This window comes from Streptomyces sp. NPDC088254, assembly GCF_044740925.1.
GTDB lineage: Bacteria > Actinomycetota > Actinomycetes > Streptomycetales > Streptomycetaceae > Streptomyces.
Genome location: NZ_JBIURQ010000007.1, coordinates 296,202 through 321,606, shown reverse-complemented (window position 1 = coordinate 321,606; position 25,405 = coordinate 296,202). Strand labels below are relative to the sequence as shown.

Sequence of the window (25,405 nt, the reverse complement as noted above, 5' to 3'; positions counted from 1 at the left end):
GTCGGGCCGTTGCGGAGAGAGTCTAGACCTGTCGTTTTTCGGCAGGACGCGGGGCTGCGGCCGTCAGGAGGTCCTCGCGTCGATGGCGGCCTGGAGGGACTTCTTGTAGCCCTCGCTGGTCACCGTCGCCCCTGACACCGTGTCGATGTCCGCGCTCTGCGCCTGAAGCGTCCCCGCGATCAGCTTCGGCACCGCCGCCGTCGTCTGCGGGTGGTCCGGCTGCTTCAGCGTCCTGACGGCCGTGATCCGGTCGCCCTCGTAGGTCACCTCGACCTGCACGTCCCCCTTGTCGGTGCTCACGACCGTGCCCTTGACGACGACGGACGAGCCGGACGCCGAGCCGGACGAGGAACCGGCGGCAGAACCGGCCGGCGAAGTCGTCTGCGCCGGCGCCGCGACCGCGCCGGACGACGACGCACCCGAGGACGGCTCGTAACGCCACACCGGGATGAGCCCGGCGATGCTCAGGACCAGGACAGGCAGTGCTCGCTTCACGGTCTTCCTCTCATCCCGCCAGGCTGAAACGCTCGAAGTGGACCTGCGTCCGGGGCACGTCCAGCGCGCGCAGGCTGCCCAGCACCGCGTTCATCATCGGCGGCGGCCCGCACAGGAACACGTCCCGCTCGGCGATGTCCGGCACCAGCCGGATCGGCTCGTCCGGGGCCAGCCTGTCGGGGACGGGCGGGCCGGTCACGAGGTGCAGCTCGGCGCCCTTGGCGTGGGCGAGGTCGCGCAGCTCGTCGTGGAGGACGGCGTCCCGGTCGGCGCCCACGCGGTAGATCACGACGGCGTGGCCCTGCAGTTCCTCCAGCAGCGCCCGGATGGGCGTGACCCCGACGCCGCCGGCGATGAGGACGGCCTCCGGCCGGGTGCGGTGCATCGCGGTGAAGGCGCCGTAGGGGCCCTCGGCGAAGACGCGGGTGCCGGGTTCGAGGCGACGCAGCCCGGCGGAGCCCTCGCCGGCGGCCTTGACGGTCAGGCGCAGGGTGCGCCCGTCGGGCGCCGCCGACAGCGAGAACGGGTTGGCCTGCCACCAGCGGTCCTTGGTGAGGAACCGCCACAGGAAGAACTGCCCCGCGCGGGCCGGCAGCCGGTCCAGGTCACGTCCGGTGACGTAGACGGAGACGACGTCGTCCGACTCGGGGACGACCGCCTCGACGCGCAGCCGGTGACGCCGGTTGCGCCACAGCGGCAGGACGATCCGGCCGGCGAACACCGAGCCGAGGGCGACGCCCCACACGCCGTACCAGTACGCCGTCGCGGCGGACGAGGCGGTGAAGGTGGTGCCGGCGGCGACCTGGTGGGTGAACGCGAGCACCACGGCGACGTAGGCGTACAGGTGGACGAAGTGCCAGGTCTCGTAGGCGAGTCGGCGGCGAGCCCGACGGGCGGAGGCCCCGCCGACGACCAGCAGGAGGCCCGTCGCCACGACCGCGCGGAAGACGCCCTCGACGGTCTCGGCGAGGTCCACCACCTGGCTGACCGGGTCCAGGGAGGACGACTCGGCGTAGCCGAAGGCGATGAACACGACGTGCCCGACGAGCGTCCACAGCAGGCCGAAGCCCGTCCAGCGGTGCCAGTTCGTCAGCCGGTCCATGCCGATGCGGCGGTCCAGCCAGGGCAGCCGGGCGACCAGCAGCAACTGGAACGCCATCAGCAGCGCGGCGTACAGACCGGCGAACCGGCCCACCACGACGAGGGCGTTGGAGGCGAAGCCCGCCTGGACGGCGAAGAGGGTCACGACGGCCGCGTTGGCGGCCAGCACGGCGTACAGACCGGTGCGGGCCACGGCCCGGGGCCGTATCGTCGCGGTGCGCGCGGGAGGCGACTGGACGGTCGTCACGGACGGGAACTCCTCGGTCTCAGGGGCCCTTGGGGGTCCTCAGGACACCGAGCCTGGCCGCCGGAGCTGTCGATCTCCTGTCGTACAACTTTCAAGTGTGTATCGATCTGCGCACGGGTGCGGAACCGGGCTCCGGTCCGGCCGGGTCGGTGACGCAGTATGACCCCGTGGACAAAGTGCGACTCCTCGTGGTGGACGACGACCCTCCGATCGCCGATCTCGTGGCGACGGTCGCCCGTTACGAGGGCTGGGAAGCGGTCACCGCGAACACGGGCGAGGAGGCGCTGCGCCGCGCCGCCGAGTTCCGCCCCGACATCGTGGTGCTCGACCTGATGCTGCCGGACGTCGACGGCTTCGGCGTCCTGGACCGTCTGCGGCGGTCCGGGACCATGGTGCCGGTGGTGTTCCTGACCGCCCGCGACGGTGTCGCCGACCGGGTCGCGGGGCTGACCCGCGGCGGGGACGACTACCTGGTCAAGCCGTTCGCGGTGGAGGAGCTGATGGCCCGGCTGCGCACCGTGCTGCGGCGCAGCGCGGGACCCGCCTTCCAGCGGTCGGTGCTGCGGGTGAGCGATCTGACGATGGACGAGGACACCCGTGAGGTGCGGCGCGGCGAGCGGCTGCTGACGCTGACGCCGACGGAGTACGAGGTGCTGCGCTATCTGATGCGCAAGTCGCCCACCGTGCTGACCAAGGCGCAGATCCTGGACCATGTGTGGGAGTACGGCTTCGGGGGCCGCTCCAACGTCGTGGAGCTGGTGGTGAGCCGGCTGCGGCGCAAGCTCGACGCGACGGGCGCGCCGCTGATCCACACCGTGCGCGGCTTCGGGTACGTGGTCCGGCAGGCGGCCCGGTGATCCGCAGGGTCCGGCGGGCGTACCGCGGGCTCCGGCTCGGCACCCGGCTGGCGCTGGGCCTGGGCGCGCTGGCGCTGGTGGTGTTCGCCATCGTCGGCACGGCCCTGACGACCTACATGCGCGACTATCTGTCGGCGCAGCTCAACGAGCAGCTGAAGCTCGCCCAGGTCGCGCAGTCCAGGAGCATCGCCGACTCAGGCACGCTGACCGGCAAGAAGTACTACCGCTGGTACTACGCGGTGTACGACGTGTCGGCCGACGGCACGCCGGTGCTGCGCAGGCCCGAGGACGCCGGCGACCTGCCCGGCGACCCGGCCGGCGTCGCCGACTTCACCGCCCTGGCGAGGGCGCAGACGACCACGAGCGAGGAGGTCCTGCGCACCGAGCACCTCAGGGGCGAGGGCGTGTACCGGCTGCGGGCCTGTTCGGCGGGACCCGGCGTGGTGCTGGTCAGCGGCGCGCCGATGGACGCCGTCGAGGGCACCGTACGGCGGCTGGTCACCGTCCAGGTCGTCACCTTCGGCCTCGCGCTGCTGGCGCTCGTGGTGTGCGGCCGGGCGATGCTGCGGCGCGGGCTGAAGCCGCTGAGCGACATGGCGCACACCGCTCATGGCATCGCCTCGCACGATCTGACGGAGTCGGCGTCCCGGCTGCACCTGCGCGCGGACGCGCCGGGCGGCGGCCCGGAGGTGGAGGAGCTGCGCACCGCGTTCAACACGATGCTGGAGCACATCGACGACTCCCTAGCGGTCCGCGCCCGGGCCGAGCAGCGGCTGCGCAGCTTCGTCGCGGACGCCTCGCACGAGCTGCGCACCCCGCTGATGTCGGTGCGCGGCTACGCGGACCTCTTCCAGTACGCGGCGGCCAACGCCCCCGAGGAGCGCGACCGGCATCTGGCCCGGCTGCGCGCCGAGGCCGCGCGGATGGGCGTCCTCCTCGACGACCTGCTGCTGCTCGCCCGGCTGGACGCGGCGGAGGTGGAGACCCCGCTGCGGATGGCGGAAGCCGACCTGGTCGCGCTGGTCGAGCAGGCCGCCGACGCGTTCCGTGCGAGCCATCCCGGCCATCCGCTGACCGTGCGCCCCGGGCCGGAGTCGGCACGGCTGCGGCTGGACGCGCACCGTGTCCGCCAGGTGCTGGACAACCTCCTCACCAACGCGGCCGTGCACACCCCGCCCGGCACACCGGTGTCCGTCGCGGTGTCGGTGACGGGGGACGCGGCGCTGGTGCGGATCTCCGACGAGGGGCCCGGCATCCCGCCCGGCGACCGGGAGCGGGTCTTCGACCGCTTCCACCGCGTCGACAAGGCCCGCAGCCGCGACCGGGGCGGCAGCGGACTCGGACTGTCGGTGGCCCGTTCGCTGGCCGACGCCCACGGCGGCTCCCTCACCCTGGCCGGCGCGGCGGGCCCGACGGTCTTCGCCCTCGCCCTGCCGACGACGTCGTCCGGATGACGCCGTCGGGGCACCTTTGAGCTGTGCGGGGCGCGGGCAGAACTCTCCCAGCCCCCGCCCGCGGACATGACGCGAAAGGACGCCGTGCGCCGTGCCCCCGCTGCCGCTCGACGGTCCCGCCTCCCCGCTCCCCCGCGCGGACGACCGCCCCCCGCCGACCGTCACCTCCGCCCGCCCCTCGGCGGCCCGCGCCTCCGGCTCGTCCGTCGTACGCCGTGTCCTCGTCCTGCTGCCGCTGCTGATGCTCGCCGGGTGGGCCGCCCTCGACCGGCACTCCCTGAGCGAGGGCGCCGCCCGTCTCGCCGCCGCCGACCCCTGGTGGCTGCTGGCCGGGTGCCTGTTCACCGGCGCGGGTTGGATCGCCGCCGCCTGCGCCCGCCAGGGCGCGGTCGCCGACCGGCTGCCCAAGGGCCTGCTGCTGGTCTCCCAGATCGCCGCGGGTGCCGCGAACAACCTGCTGCCCGCGGGCATCGGCGCCCACGCGGTCACGGTCCGCTTCCTCCAGCGCCGGGGCGTCCCCCTCCCTCGCGCCACCGCATCCATCGCCCTGTACTCCCTGGTCAGGGCGGTGGCGAAGACGCTGGTGCTCCTGGTGCTGCTGCTGGCCGCGCCGACCGCGGCGCCCCCGGTCGAGCTTCTTCCCGAAGGGCGGACGCTGCTGACGGCCGCCGCGGGGGCGGTCCTGATCCTCGCCGCGGGCGCGGCTCTCCTGGTCCTCGTTCGGCCCCTGCGCCGGCCCGCCGTGGACTTCGTCCGCACGGCGCTCACCGACGCCCGCCGGCTGCACTCCCGCCCGGCCCGCTTCCTCCCCCTGTGGGGCGGAGCGACGGCGGCCCCGCTGCTCCAGGCCTGCGTCCTCGCCTCGGTCGGCACGGCACTGGACGTGCCGCTGACCTGGCCGCAGCTGCTGTTCGCGTTCCTCGCCGCGAGCACCGCCGCCGGCGCGGTCCCGGCCCCGGGCGGCATCGGGCCCGTCGACGCGGTCCTGGTCCTCACTCTGGCCGGCTACGGCGCCCCGCTCCCCCTGGCCACCGCCACCGTGATCGGCTACCGCGTGCTGACCGTCTGGCTGCCCATGCCGCCGGGCATGCTGGCGCTCTCGGCCCTGGTGCAGCGCGGGGCGCTGTGAGCGCCCGGCCCCTCGGACCGGACGCTCATCCCTGCTCCCGCCGGCGTCAGCTCTCGGCCGGCGTCAGCCGCAGCGACACGCTGTTGATGCAGTACCGCTGGTCGGTCGGGGTGGGGTAGCCCTCGCCCTCGAAGACATGGCCGAGGTGCGAGCCGCAGCGCGCGCAGCGCACCTCGGTGCGCACCATGCCGTGCGAGCGGTCCTCGATCAGCTCGACGGCGTCGCTGTCCTTCGGGTCGAAGAACGACGGCCAGCCGCAGTGGGACTCGAACTTGGTGTCGGAGGTGAACAGTTCGGCGCCACAGGCCCGGCAGGAGTACACGCCCCGCGTCTTGGTGTCGGTGTACTCACCGGTGAAGGCGGGCTCGGTGCCCGCCTGGCGCAGCACGGCGTACTCGGCCGGGGCGAGCTCCGCCCGCCACTGCTCGTCGGGCTTTTCGACGTCGTACGACATGAAGGCCAACCCCTCTGTTTCTCTCTACCTCTGTGCGAGACGGTCCAGGATCCTCGGGCCCAGGTCGGTCACATCTCCCGCGCCCATGGTGAGAACGAGATCACCGGGCTTGGCCATTCCCGCGACGAGGGCCGGCGCCTCGTCCTTGTCGTGGACCGGGGTCACGTCCGCGCCCGCCGCACGGCCCGCGGCGATGATCAGCTCGCTGGTCACGCCCGGGATCGGGTCCTCGCGGGCCGGGTAGATGTCGAGGACGAGGGAGGTGTCGGCCAGAGCCAGCGCCTCGCCCATCTCCTTGCCCAGCTCCTGCGTGCGCGAGAACAGGTGGGGCTGGTAGACGACGAGGATGCGGCCGTCGCCGACCGCCCCGCGCATCGCCTCCAGGTCGGCGGTCATCTCGGTGGGGTGGTGCGCGTAGGAGTCGATGACCTGGACGCCCGCGGCCTCGCCCTTGAGCTGCAGGCGGCGCTTGACGCCGGTGTACGCGCCGAGCGCCGTCGCCAGCGCGGTGGCCGGGACGCCGAGGGCGACGCCGGCGGCGAGCGCGGCGACCGCGTTGTGCGCGTAGTGGCGGCCGGGCACGGAGACCGTGAAGGTGATCTCCTGGCCGTCCAGGGCGACGGTCACGCTGCTCTTCAGCCCCTGGGCCGTCACGGACAGGATCCGCACGTCGGCGTCGGCGGACTCGCCGTACGTCACCACGCGCAGGCCGCCCTCGATCCGCCGCGTCAGCTCGCGCGCGCCCTCGTGGTCGGCGGAGACCACCAGTGTGCCGCCGGGGACGATCTTGCGGACGAAGGTCTCGAAGGACTCGTAGATCTCGTCCATCGAGGCGTAGTTGGCGTGGTGGTCCAGCTCCACGTTGAGGACGATGGCGACCTCGGGCGCGTAGGTGTGGAAGCTGCGGTCGGACTCGTCCGCCTCGGCGACGAAGATCTCGCCCTCGCCGTGTTCCGCGTTGGAGCCGGGGACGTCCAGGTCGCCGCCGATGGCGTACGAGGGGTGCAGGGCCAGCTCGGTCAGCGCGACCGCCAGCATGGACGTGGTGGTGGTCTTCCCGTGGGTGCCGGCGACCGCGATCGGGCGCAGACCGTCCATCAGCCGGGCGAGAGCATCCGATCGGTGGACGACCGGGATGCCCAGCTCCCCCGCACGGGTGAGCTCCGGGTTGTCCGCGCGGATCGCCGACGACACCACGACACAGGTCGCGTCGTCGGCCAGGTGCCCGGCCGCGTGCCCGATGTGCACGGTGACGCCGAGCGCGCGCAGCGCCTCGGCGGTCGCGGTCTCCTTGGCGTCGCTGCCCGCCACCCGGGCCCCGCGCCGAGCGAGGATCTTGGCGATGCCCGACATCCCGGCGCCGCCGATGCCAATGAAATGCGGTCGGTCCATGGCGGTAGGAAGGCCAGGTGCCATGCGTGTTCTCCCAAGTTCCGTACGACACTGAACGCGCCCCCCGGCGGGAGCGCGCCCCCAGACTATTGCGTACAGAACCGACGCGTGCCGCTAGGTGTCCGGAGCGCGCCCGCGTGCCGGGTCACGTCTTGCTGTGTGAGAAGAGTTTGAGCACGGGCACGCCGACCTTGTGGCGGGCGCGGGAGGCCCAGTCGCGGTGGAAGAACTCCTCCACGTAGTGAGGATCGGTCAGGACGATCACCTCGTCCGCGTTCACCTCGTCGACGAGGGACTTCAGCGCGTCCAGCGGATGGTCCTCCACCAGCCGCCCCACCGCCCCGCTCCCGGCCGCGTGCAGTGCCTGCAGGGACACCTCCAGGGCACGCACGCCGAACCCCTTCGCCTCGTCGCCCTCCGGCGTCTCCCCCTCGCGCGCGGCCTCGTCGAGCTCGCCGAGCGCCACGTCGTCGATGGCCCGCAGCAGCCGGTCCGCCTGGTCGCCGCGCGGCTGGAGCAGCACGTGGAAGGCGACCTGCTCGTCGCCGTGCAAGGTGGTGACGAACTCCACGTCGGCGGACGTCAGGGCTTTCTCGATCATCAACACGCTTGTGAACACCAGCGCCCCATTCTCCTTCGAGGGCCCCCGTGGCCCTCAGTCCTCCGTGAGCCGTGCCCGGCCCTGCCGAAACCATCCTTCCCGTGCGCGCACGGGAAGCGCACGGCGTGGTCCACCCGCGCGCCGTGCCCGCCTGCCCCGGATCCGGCCCGCCACACCCGGGTGCGTCCAGCCGGCGCCGGCACGTCAGTCGCCCCGCTCCCGGCGGTAGCTGCCGTACAGGAAGCCATCCTCCTCCAGGAGGGAGGCCAGCGCGTACCGCTGCGGCACGGCGATGGCGGGGCCGCCCGCGATCCGCTGCGCGTCACCCGCCGTGAGCAGCGGCGAGAGCGTCATGCACAGTTCGTCCAGCACGCCGGCGGCGACGAGCTGCCCCAGCAGCCGGGGGCCGCCCTCGGTCAGCAGCCGGGTGTGCCCGAGGCCGGCGAGGGCCGGCACGACCCGGTCCGGCTCGACGCCCGTGCCGTCACCGGCGACGACCACCCGGGCGCCGGCCTTCTCGACGGCCGCGACCCGCTCGGGGGCGGCCGCCGCGCCCGTCAGGACGAGGGTGGGGACCAGGGGCGAGGTGAACAGCGGGAGGGAGAAGTCGAGGTCCAGGCTCGCGGAGACGACGGCGATGGCCGGCGCGGGCCCCTGCCCGGCGGCCTCCCTCCGCCGCGCGAACTCCGCACGCGCGCGTGCCGGGCGGTACCCCTCCTGGCGTACCGTCTCCGCGCCGACGAGCACCACGTCGGCGAGGGCCCGCAGGGTGCCGAAGATCCGCATGTCGGTGGCGTTGGAGATGGGCTGGGAGCGCCCGTCGTGCTGGGCGGCGCCGTCGAGCGTGGACACCATGTTGGCCCGCAGCCAGGGCGCGGGCCCGCCCGCCCCGGGCCGGGGATAGGCGTAGGCCTCGGCGATGTCGTCGAGCCCCCACTCCCGGGGCTCGGTCGCTGTCTGGTCGGTCACAGGGAACAGCCGTCGCATGCCAGGCAGTCTGGCACGCCCCGTACCGCCCCGGCGGGCGGCGTTCGCCGCGGCAGTACGATGGGGAACCGTGTCGTCCTCCACTCCCGCCTCCGCCCAGACCTCCCCTCACGGGCCGATAGCCGACGCCGCGCCGGTGTCCCTGTGCGCTCGTGAGCCGCGGGTCCCCGCGGACCGGCTGGTCGCCGAGATGGTTCCGCCGCCGCGGTTCGACTCGGTCCGGTTCAGCACCTACATCCCGGACCCGAACCAGCCCAGCCAGACCGAGGCGGTCGGCGTGCTGGAGGGCTTCGCAGCGGGGCTCGGCGCGCGGGCGGCCGGTTCCGCCAAGCGGGGGTTCTTCGGCTTCGGCAGGGCGAAGGCGCCGAGGGCCGCGGCCGGCCCGCGCGGCGTCTACCTCGACGGCGGTTACGGCGTCGGCAAGACGCACCTGCTGGCCTCGCTGTGGCACGCCACCGAGGCCGAGCCCGAGCTCAAGGCGTTCGGCACGTTCGTGGAGCTGACCAACCTGGTCGGCGCGCTCGGCTTCCAGCAGACCGTGCGGACGCTCTCCGGTCACCGGCTGCTGTGCATCGACGAGTTCGAGTTGGACGATCCCGGCGACACCGTCCTCGTCTCCACCCTGCTGGGCAAGCTGGTCGACGCGGGCGTCGCGCTCGCCGCCACCTCCAACACCCTGCCGGGCAAGCTCGGCGAGGGCCGCTTCGCGGCGGCCGACTTCCTGCGCGAGATCCAGGGCCTGTCGGCCCACTTCCGCGCCCTGCGCATCGACGGCGAGGACTACCGCCACCGCGGCCTGCCCGAGGCGCCGGCGCCGTTCTCCGACGAGCAGGTGAAGAAGGCGGCGTACGACGTCGAGGGCGCCTCGCTCGACGACTTCCCCCGGCTGCTGGAGCACCTCGCCAAGGTCCACCCCAGCCGCTACGGCGCGCTGACCGACGGCCTGAAGGCGGTCTGCCTCACCGACGTGCGGCCGGTTCCCGACCAGTCGACGGCGCTGCGCCTGGTCGTCCTCGCCGACCGGCTCTACGACCGCGAGGTGCCGGTGCTGGCCTCCGGGCTGCCCTTCGACCGGCTGTTCAGCGAGGAGATGCTGAACGGCGGTTACCGCAAGAAGTACTTCCGGGCGATCTCGCGGCTCACCGCGCTCGCCCGTGACGCGGGCCGCCTCGTCGAAGGCGGCTGACGCACCCGGCCGACAGGCCCACTACCCCGAGGGACGGAAGCGGATCAAGAGGCTTTTCCAGCCGTCCACCCCGCACGCTTCAGCCTGTCTTCAGCTCGAAACGCTAAGTTAACCCTGCAAACGACTTTGCAGGGTTAATGTGTTTCTTGACCATCCGTTGACCAACCGTTGGTCCGGACTAGAGGCGTGAACGGCCGGGAGGGGGGCGTGTGTTCCGAGGTACGACTGTCAAAGCCCTGCTGGCGCTCCTCGCTGCCGCCCTGCTCGCCCTCCCGCTCCTCACGCCCGCCGAGTGCTTCGCAACCGCGCACACAGCCCGCCATGTCGAGGCCAAGACCCAGTCCGGAACCAAGCTCTCCGGCAAGGCGCTCCGCGACACGAGCACGTCGCCCCGCCCCTGCGACCCCTCCGGGGACCCGACCGGTCCCCTGCGCGCCCGCGACCGGCACCGCGCCGCCGACCTCCCCCCACAGGGAATCGAACGGCCCCTGCCGGCCCAGGACCGGACGGACCCAGCCCCACCCTCAGGACGCGCCGCGCTCACCCTGTCGAGACCGTCGGCAGCTCACTCCCCGGCCGCACTCCAGGTCTTCCGCTGCTGACCGCACAGAGCAGTTCCCCCCACCTCTGTCATGCAAGCCCGACGCGCCGTTCGGCGCGCCAGGAGGAGTCAACACGCCATGCAGCCCCTCATCGACAACGCCCGCACGCACGGACAGCGCCCTGAGGAGTTCGCCCCGCTGGCCCAAGGCCAGTCACCGCAGGTCCTGTTCATCACCTGCTCCGACTCCAGGGTCGTCCCGGCCCTGATCACGGGCGCCCGGCCCGGCGAGCTCTTCGAGCTGCGCACCGCGGGCAACATCGTCCCGCCGTACGGCTCCGAGCACCCCACCAGCGAGGCGGCCACCATCGAGTACGCCGTGGAGGTCCTCGGCGTCAGCGACATCGTGGTCTGCGGGCACTCCCACTGCGGCGCCGTCGGCGCCCTGGTCCGCGGCGACGACCTCACCGCCGTGCCGGCCGTGCGGGAGTGGCTCGCGCGGGCCGAGCCCCGCCCCATCGGCGCGGCCGAGGACCCGTGCGTGGCCGAGGGCGTGCAGAACCACGTCCTGGCCCAGGTGCTGCGGCTGCGCTCCTACCCGTTCATCGACAAGAAGCTGTCGGCCGGTGAACTCACCGTGCACGCCTGGTACTACGAGGTCCACACCGGTTCGGTGCTGACCCACGACTCCGCCACCGACGCCTTCCGCGCGCTGTGAGGGGCCCCGTGAACATAGCCAAGACATCCAGGTTTCCCCATCTCAAGGCGGACTTCGCCGCCTCCCTCGTGGTCTTCCTGGTCGCGCTCCCGCTGTGCGTGGGCGTGGCCGTGGCCTCCGGCGTGCCGGCCGAGCTCGGGCTCGTCACCGGCATCGTCGGCGGCATCGTCACCGGTCTGATGCGGGGCAGCAGCCTCCAGGTGTCCGGTCCGGCGGCCGGTCTGACCGTGCTGGTCTTCGAGGCGGTGCAGGAGTTCGGGCTGCCCGCGCTCGGCGTCATCGTGCTCGTCTCCGGGCTGCTGCAGATCGCCATGGGCGCGCTGAAGCTCGGGCGGTACTTCCGGGCCATCTCGGTCTCCGTCGTCGAGGGCATGCTGGCCGGGATCGGCCTGGTGCTGATCGCCGGGCAGCTCTACTCGATGGCCGGCGCCAAGGCGCCGGAGTCCGGACTCGCGAAGATCGCCGGCCTGCCGGAGGCCCTCGTCACGTCTCTCGGCGACACCGGCGCGCTGGCCTCGCTGGGGCTCGGCGCCGGCACCATCGCCGTGCTGGTGCTGTGGAAGCGGATGCCGGCCAAGGTGCGCACGGTGCCCGGGCCGCTGGCCGCGGTCGGTCTCGCGACGCTGGCCGCGCTGGTGTTCTCACTGCCGGTGGCCACCGTCGAGGTGCAGGGGCTGATCGGCTCGATCCAGCCGCCGCCACTGGGCGAGTTCGGCGAGCTCGCGAGCGTCGGTCTGCTCGGCACCGTCATCGCCTTCACGCTGATCGCGTCCGCGGAGTCGCTGTTCAGCGCGGCGGCGGTGGACCGGCTGCACGACGGGCCGCGCACCGAGTACGACAAGGAACTGGTGGCGCAGGGCGCCGGCAACGCGGTGTGCGGTGTGCTCGGCGCGCTGCCGATGACCGCGGTGATCGTGCGCAGCTCGGCCAACGTCGCGGCGGGCGCCCGCACCAAGGCCTCCCGGGTGATGCACGGCGTCTGGCTGCTGCTGTTCGCGGCGCTGCTGCCGAGCGTGCTGGCCTACATCCCGCTGCCGGCCCTCGCGGGCATCCTCGTGCACGCCGGCGCCAAGCTGGTGCCGCTGCGCGCGATCGCCACGCTGTGGCGCGAGCACCGGGGCGAGGCGCTGATCCTCGTCGTCACGGCCGTGTCGATCGTCGCGGTCAGCATGTTCGAGGGCGTCCTGATCGGCCTCGCGCTCGCCGTCGTCAAGACGGCCTGGGAGGCCTCGCACATCAGGGTCCAGGTGATCGACAAGGGCGCGGGCCCCGTCCGGGTGTACCTGTCCGGCAACGCGACCTTCCTGCGCCTGCCCAAGATCCTCGACGACCTGGAGGCCCTCCCCCAGGACCGCCCCGTCGAGCTGGACCTCACCGGCCTCCACCACCTCGACCACGCCTGCCGAACCGCCCTGGAAACCTGGGCAGAACGCCACAGCGCGGTAGGCCCGGAACCGGTGAAGGTACGAGAACCCCACCCGGAGCCGGCCACGGCAGCGTGACGCCCTGCCGGGCCGGCCCCGATTCGGGGCCGGCCCGGTTGACCCGGGTCTGACCCGACTGACCCACCGGCCCGGCCTACCCGACTGAACCGTCAGCCCCGTCCGGCCCACTGGCCCCGGCCGGCGGCCGGCCCACTGGCCCGGTCGGCCGGCTGAACCGACCGGCTCGGCTGGTCGCCGGCCCGGGGGATCCGAACGGCTCGGCGGACCGGCGGACCTTGCAGGTCCGACTCCCCGGCCAATTCAGCCGGTTCGGCCGGTCCGGCCGGTTCGGCCGGGGCCGGCCCCACTCGTTCGCGCTGGTTCGGCCGGCGGGACCATGGCGGTTCGGCCGGTGCGGTCGCTGTGGCAGCGCGGCCTGTTCGGGAGTGCTGCGGGGTGCCGCCGGTCTCGTTGGTGCGGCCGATGCTCCGGTCCCCGTATCCGTCCCCGACGGACCCAGCCGCCCACCCGTTCTGGCCTGGCGGCCCCGCCAGGCTCAGCCCGCCGGTGTGCCCGCCCCGCATCCCCGCGCTTCTCCTGCCGTCCGGCCGGCTTCCGGACGGCGGTCCCTTTCGGTACAGCCGTCCGCGCCGGACCACCCGACCGACCTGCCGGCCCCGTCGGCATGGAGAGGGGACGGCCGGCAGGTCCCCACACCGGCCCCGCCGGACCACTGGATCCCGAGTCGACCTGGCCACCTCCGCCGGCCCACCCGACAGCTCGCCCGGTCTGCCGGAGCCGCACCCGTCGGGGGTGCATGGCTCGGGGGACACATTGGGGCATATCGTTGCATTGCAGGCTTTGGGGCGAGGGGTGGGGTGAGGAGGTCGTCATGGTGGAGGATCTGCTGGCGGCGGGTGCGGCGGTCGGGATCGCCGGGGTGGCGTATCTCATCGCGGCTGCGCGGGTGGTCAAGCAGTACGAGCGCGGGGTGGTCTTCCGTCTGGGTCGGGTCATCGGCGACATCCGCAAGCCCGGCTTCACTCTGGTGATCCCCGCCGTCGACAAACTGCGCAAGGTCAACCTGCAGATCGTGACGATGCCCGTGCCCGCCCAGGAGGGCATCACCCGGGACAACGTGACCGTGCGGGTGGACGCCGTCGTGTACTTCAAGGTCGTGGACCCCGAGGCGGCGATCGTCAACGTCGAGGACTACCGCTTCGCCGTCTCGCAGATGGCCCAGACCTCCCTGCGGTCGATCATCGGCAAGAGCGAACTGGACGACCTGCTGTCCGACCGGGAGAAGCTCAACCAGGGCCTGGAGCTGATGATCGACAGCCCGGCGGTGGGCTGGGGCGTGCAGATCGACCGGGTCGAGATCAAGGACGTCTCCCTGCCGGACACGATGAAGCGGTCGATGGCCCGCCAGGCCGAGGCCGACCGGGAGCGGCGGGCCCGGATCATCAACGCGGACGCCGAACTGCAGGCGTCGAAGAAGCTCGCCGAGGCGGCACAGCAGATGGAGGACACGCCCTCCGCGCTCCAACTGCGGCTGCTCCAGACGGTGGTGGCCGTGGCCGCCGAGAAGAACTCGACGCTGGTGCTGCCCTTCCCGGTGGAACTGCTGAGGTTCCTGGAGAAGGCCCAGCAGCCGGCGCCGGCGACGCTCCCTCCGTCGATGCGCCCGCAGAACAGCCCGCCGCATCCTGAACGCGCCGCGCCGTGACACGTGCTACGCGCGTGGTTCCCGGGGCGCGCGGCGAGTGATAGACACGGGCGGGTCAGTGTGTTCCTGTCCGCCAGCAGGAAGGTGACTGCCCGTGCCGCAAACCCCTCGCCCCACGCCCCCCACCGCCCCCGCGCCGGAGGCATCCCCCACCACCCGCCGCCAACTCCTCGCCCGTACCGGCGCGTTGGGCGCGGGCATCGTCTTCTCCGGGGCCCTCTCCGAGCTGTTCCCGGCCACCGCCGCCGCCGAGGACCTCGGCCACAGCGGCTACGGCCCCCTCGTCCCCGACCCCGACGGCCTGCTCGACCTGCCGAAGGGCTTCCGCTACCGGGTCCTCTCCCGCGAGGGCGATCCGCTGCGCTCCGGCGAGGGCCCGGTGCCCTCCAACCACGACGGTATGACGGCCCTCCCCGCCCGCGGCGGCCGCGTCCACCTCGTCCGCAACCACGAGAACCGCCCCACCGCGAAGATCGGCGTCCCCACCGTCGAGGGCCTGACCTACGACCCCGCCGGCAAGGGAGGCTGCACGGCCCTGACCCTCGGCCCCGGCGACAGGGTGCTCTCGGAGCGGGTCGCGATCGCCGGCACGGCCGTCAACTGCGCGGGTGGGCCCACCCCTTGGCGCACCTGGCTGACGTGCGAGGAGACCGAGGACAAGGCCGGCGTGAACGGCTACACCAAGGATCACGGCTTCATCTTCGAGGTGGACCCGGCGGACCCGCACCGCACCGGCGCCGTCCCGCTGACCGCGATGGGCCGCTTCCAGCACGAGGCGATCGCCGTCGACCCGGTGCGCGGCATCGTCTACGAGACGGAGGACGCGTTCCAGAAACCCTTCGGCCTGTTCTACCGGTTCCTGCCGAGGAAACCGCTGGGCGGGGTCGGCTCGCTGCGCGCGGGCGGCCGGCTCCAGGCGATGCGGGTGCCGGGCGCACCCGACCTGTCGGCGGTGAAGGAGACCGGCGCGTCCTTCGACGGCGTCGAGTGGGTCGACGTACCGGACCCGCTGGCCGTCGGGACGCCCGTCCGGCTCCAGGACTTCGGGCCGGGGGGCATCACGCACGCGCAGAAGCTGGAGGGCTGCTACTGGGGCGGCCGGTGCGTGTACTTCGTGTCCTCGTTCGCACGCGGCGCGGACGGTTCGGCTGCCGACCACTTCGGCCAGATCTGGCGCTACGACCCGGAGCGCCGCCGGCTGACCCTGGTGATCGTCTTCGGTCCCGACACGGACGTGCAGCTGCCCGGCGAGTCCCCCGACAACATCTGCCTCGCGCCCAGCGGCGGCCTGATGGTCTGCGAGGACGGCAACGGCGCCCAGCACGTCTACGGGGTGACCCGCGGCGGCGAGGTGTACGCGATGGCCCGCGGACGCCAGACGATCACATCAGCCGCTGCCGCGGCGGGCGGCACCCCCGAGGAGCCCGAGTGGGGCGAGTTCGCCGGCGTCACCTTCTCCCCCGACGGCCGCACGATGTACGTCAACTGCTACACCCCGGGGACGACGTTCGCGGTGACGGGCCCCTGGCGGCGGTAGCTCCGCCGGCCCGGTGATCCGGGCGGGTGACGGGAGCGAAGACGTGAGCATATTTACACACGAGTGATCGCTCGTTTCTCGTACTTTCATCGGGTGATCACTCCTGTACGTCGTCTCGCCGTGGCCTGTGCCCTGGGCGCCGCTCTGGCCGCCTGCGGCCAGGCCCCGGCGCCCCCGGCCGCCCGCCCGGCCCCCGACCGCCCCAGCCCGTCCGGCTCCCCCACGGCTTCGCCGTCCGGCGCACCCCCCGCCACGGCGCCGCCGTTCCGCACGAGCCCCTCCCCCGCGCCCACCCTGGCCCCGGGGCCGGCCGGCCTGACCCCCGTCTTCGAGCACGGCCCCCGCACCGGCGGCAAGACCGTCGCCCTCACCTTCGACGCCGACATGACCGCCGATCAGGGGCCGCGGGCGGCGGACGGGGAGCGTTTCGACCACCCGCAACTGATCGCCGCGCTGCGCGAGCTGAAGGTGCCGTCCACCGTGTTCATGACGGGCCGGTGGGCCGAGGAGTACCCGGACCAGGCGCGTTCCGTGGGACGCGACCCGCTGTTCGAGGTCGCCAACCACTCCTACAGCCACTACGCCTTCACCGACGACTGCTACGGCCTGCCCACGGTGCCGAAGGAGCGGATGCGGGCCGACGTGGAGCGGGCGTACGCGGCCTTCCGCGCGGCCGGGGTGCCGAACGCGATGCCCTACTTCCGCTTCCCCGGCGGCTGTCACGACCGGCAGGCGCTGCGCGAGGTGAGCGGCGCGGGCGTCACCGCCGTGCAGTGGGACGTGGTGAGCGGCGACGCGTTCGCGACGGACGCGGACGCCGTGGCCCGGCAGGTGCTGGACGGGGTGAGACCCGGGTCGGTGGTCGTCATGCACTGCACCCGCAGCGCAGCCCCCACGACCGAGCGCGCGGTCCGTGCGATCGTCCCCGAACTGCGCCGCCGGGGCTACCGCTTCGTCAAGGTCTCCGAGCTGATCCGGGCGGCGGGCGAGCGGCGCTGAGACACACCCGCGCGCGTGCGGCGCGTTCGTACCCTTGGAGGTATGAGCGACGAGAGCGGCAACGCCTACTGCCTGATCGACGACGCCCGGCCGCCCCGGGCCGACGGGCCGCCGTACGCGGCCTGCGTGCTCTGCCAGGAGCCGACGGAGTACCCGGAGTCGTACAAGGGCATCACCCTGTGCCCCGTCTGCGAATGGCAGGAGGCCCAGCGCACGGCCTGCTCGGGCTGAACGGGCATCTCCGGGTCGGCGGCTTCAGGCCGACCGCCGGGACGTCAGCGCGCACGCCACCGCGATGGCCGCGGCGGAGATCAGCGCCGCGGCGGCCAGCGGCAGCAACGGCGGATGCACCGTCGCCGACCGCGACCCGCTGACCAGGCCCTCGACCGCGGCCTGCGCCGGAGAGCCGGTCGCCACCAGCGCGAGCAGCGCCGCGAGCAGCAGCGAGGGCACCGCGCGGCCGGGTGTGCGCAGGACGGGCCAGGCGGTGAGCGCGCCCACGGCCGTGCCGAGCAACGCGCAGGTCAGAGCCGCGAGCAGCCCCGCCGCGGCGGCCTCGGGCAGGGGGATCCGCTGCTGGTGGTCGGCGCTCACCGGGTCGCTGATCAGCGCCAGGACCGCCGTCGCCGCCGTCCCTGGCACGGCGGCGGCCGCCAGCGCCGCCAGCACGGCGGCCAGGTGCGCCCGCGCGGGTCCGGCCGCCGCCGCAACGACGGCACGGGCCGCCGGGGGCTCGTCGGTCACGCAGATCCGCACCAGCCAGGCGGCGACGGGCAGCAGGGCCGCGGCCGCGTAGCCGAGCGAGTCCAGCACGGGTTGGCCGCTCTGCACGCCGACGCCCAGGAACACGGCGTACAGCAGGAACGGCGGCAGCCAGCGCTGGGAGCGCACCAGCAGGGCGGCCCGGTACCGCAGGAGGGCTTTCACGAGGCGCCTTCACGGTCGGGTCCGGTCGCCGCTGCCGGGCCGACGCCGATCACGTGCCACGACGGCCGGGCGGTGAGCAGGGCGCGGAGCAGGACGTCGGAGCGGGAGGCGGGGACGGTGAGGCGGTGGACGCCGGGGGCTGTCTCCTCGGCGGTGACGGCCAGGCGCAGCGCCCGAACCGGCAGCGGCCCGGCGGGCGGCCCCTGCACCTCGACGGCCACGTGCGGCCCCGGGACGGCGGGGGGCGGTTCCGTACGGGGGTGCAGACCCCCGTCCCGGACCGTGTACTCGGCGTCGGTGGTCCCGGCGAGCCGGCGCGGGTCGTGGTCGACGAAGACGACGGCCGCGCCGGACGCCGTCCTCTCGGCGACCGCCCGCTCCAGTTCGGCCCGCGCGCCCGCGTCCAGTCCGGTCCACGCCTCGTCCAGGACGAGCAGTTCCGGCTCGGCGAGGAGCGCCTGCGCCACGGCGACCTTCTGACTGGTCCCCTTGGACAGCCGGGCCATGGGCACGCACGCGTGGGCGGCGACGCCGAAGCGGTCCAGCCACTCCTCGGCGGCCCGCCCGGCGGCGGGGCGGGTGAGGCCGTGCACGGTCCCGAGGTGGGTGAGGTAGCCGACGGCGGTGAAGGGCAGGGCGGCGGGGAAGCGTTCGGGGACGTACGCGGTGCGGGGGCGGCCGGTGAGCCGTCCCTCCGTCGGGGCGTCGACGCGCGCCAGGAGGCGGAGCAGGGTGGACTTGCCGGTGCCGTTGGCCCCCTGGACTCGGGTGAGAGCGCCGGGCGTCAGCTCCAGGCTCGCGTCGCGGAACACCCAGGGACCACGCACGCCGTAGCGGCGGCCCACCCTGTCCAGACGTAACACGTAGGTCATCGCCACATCCTCCCGTACGCGCCCCCGCGGACGAGGAGGGCGGCCCCTCGCCAGAAGGACTGCCCGGGGCCCCTTAGGGTTGGCCGGTGTGAGCTCTGATCGTGCGTCCGCCGGTGACAGCCCCTTCCGGTCCGAGGTGAGCGCGCGCGACGCCGCGCCGCAGTTCGTGCTGCCCCTCGTCCTCCACCTGGAGAAGGCGGCTCCTCCCGCCCGTACCGATGCGCTGGAGACGGCCGCCCGGGCGGTGCTGGTGCTGCTCAGCGACGAGCGCGCCGTCGCGGACGGGGAGTGGGCGCAGGCGGTGCGGGACTGGCAGGACGCCCGGATCCGGAAGGTCGTACGGCGGGCCCGGGGCGCCGAGTGGCGGCGGGCCGAGGCGCTGCCCGGGATCACCGTCACCGGGAAGGCGGCCGAGGTGCGGGTGTTCCCGCCGGTGCCGCTGGACGGGTGGCCGAAGGAGCTCGCGAAACTCCAGGTGTCCGGCACCGAGCTGGACGACCCCGAGGCCCCGGCGAAGCCGGATCCGGACGCGCCGGTGCTGTGGATGAGCCCGGAGGTGGAGATGTCCGCGGGCAAGGCGATGGCGCAGGCCGGGCACGGGGCGCAGCTCGCCTGGTGGGAGCTGACGGACGACGAGCGGTCGACGTGGCGGGAGTCGGGGTTCGCGCTCTCGGTGCGGACCGCGGAGCCCGCGCGCTGGCGTGAACTGACCGCGAGCGGGCTGCCGTTGGTGCGGGACGCCGGTTTCACCGAGATCGCTCCCGGCAGCTGCACGGTGGTCGCGGACCATCCGGCCCTGCGGGCGCGGTCGGCTCGGTGAGCGCAGCCCGTCCGGCTCCCCTGCGTTGACGTGCACGCGGTCGATTCCTCTCCGCTCCTTTGAACCCGCTGTGCCCGGCGCGCGTACCAGACGGGGACGGGGACCGGCGGGCGCTGCCCGCACGCCCCGGGCCGAACCTCAAATGTTGCTCTGAAGGACGGCGGCGGGCGGTTCGGGGAGCGGTGCCCGGGTCATATCCCCGTCACCGCGGTGGGGGCCGGACGGAGGAGGGGACCATGACGCGACTCGGGACGGGAATCGGCTGGCGGCCGGAGATCGCGGACGCCGTCGAGCGGATGCCGGGCATCGACTGGGTCGAGGCGGTGGCGGAGAACGTCTGCCCCGGCCACCTCCCCGACTCCCTGCTGCGGCTGCGTGAGCGCGGCGTCACCGTCGTACCGCACGGCGTCTCGCTCGGGCTCGGCGGCGCGGACCGGCCCGACGAGGGGCGGCTCACGGCGCTGGCCGAGCGGGCCGAGGCGCTGGGCTCGCCGCTGGTCACCGAGCACATCGCGTTCGTCCGCGCGGGCGGTCCGCTGACGGCCTCCCCGCGCCTGGAGGCCGGACACCTGCTGCCCGTGCCCCGCACCCGCGACGCCCTCGACGTGCTGTGCGAGAACGTGCGCATCGCGCAGGAAGCGCTGCCCGTGCCGCTCGCCGTGGAGAACATCGCCGCGCTCATCTCCTGGCCGGGCGAGGAGATGACCGAGGGCCAGTTCCTCTACGACCTCGCCGACCGCACCGGCGTGCGGCTGCTGATCGACGTCGCCAACCTGCACACCAACCACGTCAACCGTGGTGAGGACCCGGCCGAGGCGCTCGCCGAACTGCCCCTGGAGGCCATCGCGTACGTCCATGTCGCGGGCGGCTTCGAGCGGGACGGCGTCTGGCACGACAGCCACGCCCACCCGGTGCCGCGCCCCGTCCTCGACATCCTGACCGACCTCGCCTCCCGCGTCTCCCCGCCCGGGGTGCTGCTGGAGCGCGATGAGAACTTCCCCGAACCGGCAGAGCTGGAAGGGGAGTTGAGCGCGATCCGGGAGGCGGTGGAGCGGGGCGCGCGCACCCGTCCGCAGGCGGAGGGCCGCCCGGAGCAGCAGGCCCGGGACCACACCGCTCCGGTGCCTCCCGGCGGCGAAGCGGCCCGGCAGCGTCTCGCCCTGGCCCAGGCCGCGCTGCTGTCCGCGCTGGTCGCCGGGACCCCCGTCCCGGAGGGGTTCGACCGGGTGCGGCTCGGGGTGCAGTCGCGGGCGCTGGCGGCCAAGCGGGCGGACGTGGTGGCGAAGGTCGCCCCGGAGCTGGTGTCGATCCTCGGCACGGAGTACCGGTCCGCCTTCGTCGGCTATGCCCAGCGCCACCCGATGCGCGGCGGTTACCGCCAGGACGCCCTGGACTTCGCGGAGTCGCTGTTGCTGAGCGAGAAGCTGACGGAGGGCCGCGCCCGGCGGGAGCTGCGCCGGTGGTGGCTGGACCGGTCGGGGCCCGCCCCGCGGCCGCTGTCGCGGCTGGCCCGGGTGGGGCAGGTCGGCCGGTCGCTGATCGGACGCTGAGCGGCGCTGACACGGCCCCTGGTCCGGTGGCCGGCCCGACGCCTGGTCCGGGGCCGGGCCAGACGCCTGGTCCGGGGCAGTAATATGCCTTTCCCGCACGCACCCGAAGCCCACTGGCGTGCGGTGCGTGTGCAGGAGGCTCCATGCGACCGCGACCCCCGATCAGGGGCAAAGGCATGTTCACCGGCACCGGGCTCATCATCACGGGCCTGGTGGCGACCCTGGCGGCGTTGATCCTCCCGCTCTGGTCCTACGAGGAGCGGTCCGCGCCGGGAACGAGCGTCGACACGCTGAACGCCGACACCGTGCCGACGCTTTACGGGCCGCTGACCGCTCTCGACCGGGACTTCCTCGTCAAGGTCCGGCTGGCCGGGCTCTGGGAGCTGCCGGCGGGGCGGCAGGCACAGCAGAAGGGCGTCGGCGAGGCCGTACGGACGGCGGGCCGGCACCTCGTCGAGGGGCACACCCTCCTCGACGAGCGGGTGCGCACCGTCGCGGCACAGCTGAACATCGCGCTGCCCGACCAGCCGAACGACCAGCAGAAGGCCTGGCTGTCCCAGCTGGACTCGGCTCAAGGCACGGACTACGACCGTGAGTTCGCCAACATCCTGCGGCTGGCGCACGGCCGGGTCTTCCCCCTCGTCGCACAGGTGCGGGCGAGCACCCAGAACGCTCTGGTGCGCGGCCTCGCCGACGACGCCAACACCACCGTCCTGGACCACATCACGGTCCTGGAGGCGACCGGTTACGTCGACTTCGCCGCTCTGGCCCGCGAGATGGCGGCCACCGGCGCATCGCCGACCGCCGCCACGACGCCCGCGGCACCCGCATCGCCCGCCGACGCCGGTACGGCGACGCCCGCCGACCCGACCATCCCCGCCGATCCCGCCGCCCCCGCCGTGTCCGCCCCGGCCGCCCGGGCCGTGCCGGTGGATCCCGGCACCGGGCCCGGGCAGGTCGTCCCGGTCACGCCGTGACGCCGTGACGCAAAACGGAACGTCACATACCCGCAACGCCTTGGGTGCGAACAGTGAACGAGGCATGGCGTTCCCGTGTGCCTCCGGCATAGAAACACGGCATGTTCTGGCTTCTTCTCCTGCTCCTGGCCTGGGCCGGCGCCGGTGTGGCGTGCACCCGGCTGTGCATGGCCGCCGTCCGGGCGGCGGCCGTCGACTCGGACGCGGGACGAGGACATGAACTGACCCTGTACGAGGCGGCGTTCCTGTCCGGCGGACCCACCCGGGTCGCCGACCTCACGCTGGTGGCCATGGCCCGGCAGCGGCGGCTCCTGCTCGCCCACACCGGCTGGGCGACCGTCGTCGACCCGTATGGGCGCGACGAGATGGAGCGGTCGGTCATCGGAGCCGTCGGACCGGCCGGACAGTCCCGCACAGCCCCGGTGCGCGCCGCCGCGGCCGCCGCCGACGCCGTGCGCGGACTGGCGGACCGGCTGGTCGACGCGGGCCTGGCCGTGCCCGACGGCGCCCGGACGACGGTCGCCGCCGGCGTGCGGCAGGTGCGGGCGGCCGCCGTGACCGTCGTCGCGCTGGGCGCCGTCGCGCTGCTGCTGCCGGTCGCCCCGGACGTGCCGCGCGCCCATGTGGCCCTGTGGTTCGCGCTGCCCCTGGCGCTCACCCTGAGCTGCCTTGCGATCGCCCGGTTCGAGGCGCACCCGTACACCCGCTGGGCCTCCCCGGCCGGTATGCGCCTCCTGAACGCACTGACCGTGCCCGCGGCCGGCGAGGGCGACGACGGCGCCTACCTGGCCTCGATCGCCGTCCACGGCGTCCACGCCGTCGGCGAGCCCGGGCTGCGCGCCGCGCTGGCCCACCGTCACCACTGAGCGGGGCTCTCGGATCCCTCGGGGGCGCGCCGACGTTGGAGGGGCGCACCGGGGGCATCGGGTGCGACACCCGGGCGCGGTGCTTGCCTTCGCCCACGGCCGAACCAACCATCCCTTCTGTCGCCGCCGTGCACCGAAGGGACACCGATGAGAGCCGCCGTCCTCTACCCGGCCGCCGGAGCCCTGCTCCTGTCGACCCTGACCGCCGCGCCGGCCGGCGGCGCCCCGCACACCGCGGGCGTCTCCGGCGTCGCGCTCGCCGCCGCCCGGGCCGCCGCCACGGGCATCGCGTTCGGGAAGTGCTCCGACGCGCAGGACCTGCCGGGCGACCTGCAGTGCGGCAAGGTCTCCGTCCCGCTGGACTACGCCCGGCCGGACGGCAGGCAGATCGAGCTGACGGTCAGCCGGGTGCGGGCCACCCACCGCGACCCGCACAACAGCAAGCGCCGGGTGCCCCGGCAGGGCGCGCTCGTCTTCAACCCGGGCGGGCCCGGCGCCTCCGGGCTGTACTTCCCGCTGGTCGGGCTGACACCGGAGTGGAAGCGCATCGGGGCCGCCTACGACCTCGTCGGCTACGACCCGCGCGGCGTCGGCCGCTCCGCGCCGCTGTCCTGCCAGAAGCCCGAGGACTTCTTCAAGGGCCCCTCGCCCGCCCCGGCCCACCCCTCGGAGGCGTACAAGCGAGAACGCGTCGCGCGGGCCAAGAAGCTGGCGCGCGGCTGCGCCCAGCGGACGGGCAGTGCCCTGCGGCACTACAACTCGCTCAACAACGCCCGCGACCTGGACGTGCTGCGCGCCGCGCTCGGTGAGGAGCGGCTGACGTTCATGGGGGCGTCGTACGGCACCTACTTCGGCGCGCTGTACGCGACGATGTTCCCCTCGCACGTGCGGCGGATGGTGTTCGACGCGGCTGTGAACCCCGACCCCGCGAAGGTCTGGTACCGCAACAACCTCGACCAGTCGGTGGCGTTCGAGAGCCGCTGGACCGACCTGCGCGAGTGGATCGCCGCCAACGACGAGGTGTACGGGCTGGGCGGGACCGCCGAGGCGGTGCGGCTGAGCTACGAGCGGGCGCTGGCCCGGCTGGCCGAGAAGCCGGCCGGCGGCGCCGTGGGCCCCGGGCAGTTGCAGGGCGCGTTCCTCCAGGCCGGCTACTACGACGACCTCTGGCCGTCGCGGGCCGAGGCGCTGTCGGCGTATCTGAAGGGCGATCAGGAGCCGCTGGTCGCGCTGGCCTCGCCGGTCAGGGAGGCCGCCGCTGAGGCGGAGAACGCGAGCGCCGTCTACACGGCCGTGGAGTGCAACGACGCGCCCTGGCCGACCGACTTCCGGGTGTGGGACCGCGACAACACGCGGCTCGCGCGGGTGGCGCCGTTCGAGACCTGGGACAACGTGTGGGCGAACCTGCCGTGCGCATATTGGACCGCGCCCCGGCAGCGGCCGCTGGATGTGCGGACGGGGCCGGGCGAGCTGCCGCCGACGCTGATCCTGGCCGCCGAGCGGGACGCCGCCGCGCCGTACGACGGGGCGCTGGAGATGCACCGGCGGCTGTCGGACTCGGTGCTGGTGACCGAGCGGGACGCCGGCACGCACGGCATCGCGGGCGGGCCCAACCGGTGCGTCAACGGCCACCTCGAGGCCTACCTGCTGGAGGGCCGGCTGCCCTCACGGCGGGCCGCCTGCGCGGGACACGCGGCGCCTGCGGCCACGGCTCCGGGCGCGAAAGCGGCGGCGAAGTGAGACCGTGAGCGGCCTCCGGCCCGCTCACGCGCGGAGCCGCAAAGTGCTGCGGCTCCGCGCGGGCGGGGCGTTCTAGGCGAGGCCCGCGATCAGGTCGGCGACCGACTTGCGGCGGCCCGTGTAGAACGGGACCTCCTCGCGGACGTGCATACGGGCCTCGGAGGCGCGCAGGTGACGCATGAGGTCGACGATGCGGTACAGCTCGTCGGCCTCGAAGGCCAGGATCCACTCGTAGTCGCCCAGCGAGAACGAGGCGACCGTGTTGGCGCGCACGTCCGGGTAGCCGCGGGCCATCTTGCCGTGGTCGGCGAGCATGCGGCGGCGGTCCTCGTCGGGCAGCAGGTACCAGTCGTAGGAGCGCACGAAGGGGTAGACGCTGACGTAGTCGCGGGGCGTCTCGTCGGCGAGGAACGCCGGGATGTGCGAGCGGTTGAACTCGGCGGGGCGGTGCAGCGCCATGTTCGACCACACCGGCTCCAGCGCGCGGCCGAGCTTCGTGCGGCGGAAGAGGTTGTACGCCTCCTGGAGCTGGTCGGCGGTCTCGGCGTGCCACCAGATCATGACGTCGGCGTCGGCGCGCAGCCCGGAGACGTCGTACGTGCCGCGGATCGTGACGTCCTTGGCGGCGAGCTGGTCGAACAGCTCCTGGACCTCGTCGGCGTAGCCGGTGCGGTCCTCGGGCAGCACGTCCTTCAGCCGGAAGACGGACCACAGGGTGTAGCGGATGACCTCGTTGAGGTCCTTGGCCAGCTTGCCCTTGTTGGGGATCCTGCCGGGCTCGGTGGTGGAGGCGTCGTCACTCATG

At 73.8% G+C, this 25,405-nt stretch carries 25 protein-coding genes; 16 read left to right on the top strand and 9 right to left on the bottom strand.

Annotated features, from left to right (window positions below):
• Nucleotides 1-63 precede the first annotated feature (63 nt).
• Both ACIOC0_RS22080 and ACIOC0_RS22075 read right to left on the bottom strand, forming a co-directional pair.
• A complete protein-coding gene (locus ACIOC0_RS22080) occupies nucleotides 64-495 on the bottom strand; it encodes an FMN-binding protein (protein WP_402156918.1) in 432 nt (143 codons plus the stop codon).
• A 10-nt stretch (nucleotides 496-505) separates the two neighbouring features.
• Complete coding sequence (locus ACIOC0_RS22075; protein WP_402156917.1) at nucleotides 506-1,843, bottom strand: ferric reductase-like transmembrane domain-containing protein; 1,338 nt, start codon at nucleotides 1,841-1,843, stop codon at nucleotides 506-508.
• A 167-nt stretch (nucleotides 1,844-2,010) separates the two neighbouring features.
• Here ACIOC0_RS22075 and ACIOC0_RS22070 point away from each other — a divergent pair, with 167 nt between their 5' ends.
• The 3 genes from ACIOC0_RS22070 (at nucleotide 2,011) to ACIOC0_RS22060 (ending at nucleotide 5,283) form a co-directional block, all read left to right on the top strand.
• Nucleotides 2,011-2,700, top strand: coding sequence for a response regulator transcription factor (locus ACIOC0_RS22070; protein ID WP_130438049.1), 690 nt, complete (start codon nucleotides 2,011-2,013; stop codon nucleotides 2,698-2,700).
• Nucleotides 2,697-4,154: a sensor histidine kinase gene (locus tag ACIOC0_RS22065; protein ID WP_402156916.1), complete on the top strand. Its 1,458-nt coding sequence runs from the start codon at nucleotides 2,697-2,699 to the stop codon at nucleotides 4,152-4,154. Before ACIOC0_RS22070 ends, ACIOC0_RS22065 begins: the two co-directional genes overlap by 4 nt.
• 91 nt (nucleotides 4,155-4,245) lie before the next feature.
• The gene (locus ACIOC0_RS22060; RefSeq protein ID WP_402156914.1) at nucleotides 4,246-5,283 is read left to right on the top strand and encodes a YbhN family protein; all 1,038 of its coding nucleotides are present in this window, start codon (nucleotides 4,246-4,248) and stop codon (nucleotides 5,281-5,283) included.
• 46 nt (nucleotides 5,284-5,329) lie between these two features.
• Here ACIOC0_RS22060 and msrB read toward each other — a convergent pair whose 3' ends face one another.
• The 4 genes from msrB to ACIOC0_RS22040 form a co-directional block, all read right to left on the bottom strand.
• Nucleotides 5,330-5,737, bottom strand: coding sequence for a peptide-methionine (R)-S-oxide reductase MsrB (gene msrB / locus ACIOC0_RS22055; protein ID WP_402156913.1), 408 nt, complete (start codon nucleotides 5,735-5,737; stop codon nucleotides 5,330-5,332).
• Between the two features lie 24 nt (nucleotides 5,738-5,761).
• On the bottom strand, nucleotides 5,762-7,153 hold the full coding sequence (gene murC / locus ACIOC0_RS22050) for a UDP-N-acetylmuramate--L-alanine ligase (protein ID WP_402156911.1): 1,392 nt from the start codon (nucleotides 7,151-7,153) through the stop codon (nucleotides 5,762-5,764).
• A 121-nt stretch (nucleotides 7,154-7,274) separates the two neighbouring features.
• Entirely contained in the window at nucleotides 7,275-7,748 is a 474-nt protein-coding gene (locus ACIOC0_RS22045) for an indole-3-glycerol phosphate synthase (RefSeq protein ID WP_402156910.1), read from the bottom strand.
• A 186-nt stretch (nucleotides 7,749-7,934) separates the two neighbouring features.
• Nucleotides 7,935-8,717 carry a pyrimidine reductase family protein gene (locus tag ACIOC0_RS22040; RefSeq protein WP_402156909.1) on the bottom strand — a complete coding sequence of 261 codons (783 nt, stop codon included), beginning with the start codon at nucleotides 8,715-8,717 and terminating at the stop codon, nucleotides 7,935-7,937.
• 70 nt (nucleotides 8,718-8,787) lie between these two features.
• On the opposite strand from ACIOC0_RS22040, the gene zapE reads away from it, so the two are divergent.
• The 8 genes from zapE (at nucleotide 8,788) to ACIOC0_RS22000 (ending at nucleotide 17,079) form a co-directional block, all read left to right on the top strand.
• Nucleotides 8,788-9,903 (top strand): cell division protein ZapE, encoded by a 1,116-nt coding sequence (zapE, locus tag ACIOC0_RS22035; protein ID WP_402156908.1) that lies wholly within the window; start codon nucleotides 8,788-8,790, stop codon nucleotides 9,901-9,903.
• A 209-nt stretch (nucleotides 9,904-10,112) separates the two neighbouring features.
• A complete protein-coding gene (locus ACIOC0_RS22030; RefSeq protein ID WP_402156907.1) occupies nucleotides 10,113-10,505 on the top strand; it encodes a hypothetical protein in 393 nt (130 codons plus the stop codon).
• Between the two features lie 78 nt (nucleotides 10,506-10,583).
• The gene (locus ACIOC0_RS22025) at nucleotides 10,584-11,162 is read left to right on the top strand and encodes a carbonic anhydrase (protein ID WP_402156905.1); all 579 of its coding nucleotides are present in this window, start codon (nucleotides 10,584-10,586) and stop codon (nucleotides 11,160-11,162) included.
• A gap of 8 nt (nucleotides 11,163-11,170) precedes the next feature.
• Nucleotides 11,171-12,664: a SulP family inorganic anion transporter gene (locus ACIOC0_RS22020; protein WP_402156903.1), complete on the top strand. Its 1,494-nt coding sequence runs from the start codon at nucleotides 11,171-11,173 to the stop codon at nucleotides 12,662-12,664.
• 814 nt (nucleotides 12,665-13,478) lie between these two features.
• On the top strand, nucleotides 13,479-14,312 hold the full coding sequence (locus ACIOC0_RS22015) for a slipin family protein (RefSeq protein WP_402156902.1): 834 nt from the start codon (nucleotides 13,479-13,481) through the stop codon (nucleotides 14,310-14,312).
• A gap of 94 nt (nucleotides 14,313-14,406) precedes the next feature.
• Complete coding sequence (locus ACIOC0_RS22010) at nucleotides 14,407-15,849, top strand: alkaline phosphatase PhoX (RefSeq protein WP_402156900.1); 1,443 nt, start codon at nucleotides 14,407-14,409, stop codon at nucleotides 15,847-15,849.
• 93 nt (nucleotides 15,850-15,942) lie between these two features.
• Nucleotides 15,943-16,848, top strand: coding sequence for a polysaccharide deacetylase family protein (locus ACIOC0_RS22005; protein ID WP_402156899.1), 906 nt, complete (start codon nucleotides 15,943-15,945; stop codon nucleotides 16,846-16,848).
• Nucleotides 16,849-16,890: 42 nt separating this feature from the next.
• Complete coding sequence (locus ACIOC0_RS22000) at nucleotides 16,891-17,079, top strand: hypothetical protein (RefSeq protein ID WP_351092186.1); 189 nt, start codon at nucleotides 16,891-16,893, stop codon at nucleotides 17,077-17,079.
• A gap of 24 nt (nucleotides 17,080-17,103) precedes the next feature.
• Here the strand turns inward: ACIOC0_RS22000 and ACIOC0_RS21995 are convergent, their stop codons facing one another.
• Nucleotides 17,104-17,775 carry an ABC transporter gene (locus tag ACIOC0_RS21995; RefSeq protein ID WP_402156897.1) on the bottom strand — a complete coding sequence of 224 codons (672 nt, stop codon included), beginning with the start codon at nucleotides 17,773-17,775 and terminating at the stop codon, nucleotides 17,104-17,106.
• A complete protein-coding gene (locus ACIOC0_RS21990) occupies nucleotides 17,772-18,647 on the bottom strand; it encodes an ATP-binding cassette domain-containing protein (protein ID WP_402156895.1) in 876 nt (291 codons plus the stop codon). Before ACIOC0_RS21990 ends, ACIOC0_RS21995 begins: the two co-directional genes overlap by 4 nt.
• Nucleotides 18,648-18,735: 88 nt before the next feature.
• On the opposite strand from ACIOC0_RS21990, the gene ACIOC0_RS21985 reads away from it, so the two are divergent.
• From ACIOC0_RS21985 to ACIOC0_RS21965, 5 genes are all read left to right on the top strand, one after another.
• Complete coding sequence (locus tag ACIOC0_RS21985) at nucleotides 18,736-19,467, top strand: aminoacyl-tRNA hydrolase (RefSeq protein WP_402156894.1); 732 nt, start codon at nucleotides 18,736-18,738, stop codon at nucleotides 19,465-19,467.
• Nucleotides 19,468-19,703: 236 nt separating this feature from the next.
• Nucleotides 19,704-21,017, top strand: a complete 1,314-nt coding sequence (locus tag ACIOC0_RS21980; protein ID WP_402156892.1) for a DUF692 domain-containing protein — start codon at nucleotides 19,704-19,706, stop codon at nucleotides 21,015-21,017.
• A 143-nt stretch (nucleotides 21,018-21,160) separates the two neighbouring features.
• A complete protein-coding gene (locus ACIOC0_RS21975; protein ID WP_402156890.1) occupies nucleotides 21,161-21,994 on the top strand; it encodes a DUF4142 domain-containing protein in 834 nt (277 codons plus the stop codon).
• 101 nt (nucleotides 21,995-22,095) lie between these two features.
• Nucleotides 22,096-22,860, top strand: a complete 765-nt coding sequence (locus ACIOC0_RS21970; protein ID WP_402156888.1) for a TIGR04222 domain-containing membrane protein — start codon at nucleotides 22,096-22,098, stop codon at nucleotides 22,858-22,860.
• A gap of 147 nt (nucleotides 22,861-23,007) precedes the next feature.
• On the top strand, nucleotides 23,008-24,600 hold the full coding sequence (locus ACIOC0_RS21965; protein ID WP_402156887.1) for an alpha/beta hydrolase: 1,593 nt from the start codon (nucleotides 23,008-23,010) through the stop codon (nucleotides 24,598-24,600).
• A gap of 72 nt (nucleotides 24,601-24,672) precedes the next feature.
• Here the strand turns inward: ACIOC0_RS21965 and hemQ are convergent, their stop codons facing one another.
• Nucleotides 24,673-25,404, bottom strand: coding sequence for a hydrogen peroxide-dependent heme synthase (gene hemQ / locus ACIOC0_RS21960; protein WP_130438070.1), 732 nt, complete (start codon nucleotides 25,402-25,404; stop codon nucleotides 24,673-24,675).
• Nucleotide 25,405: the final 1 nt, after the last annotated feature.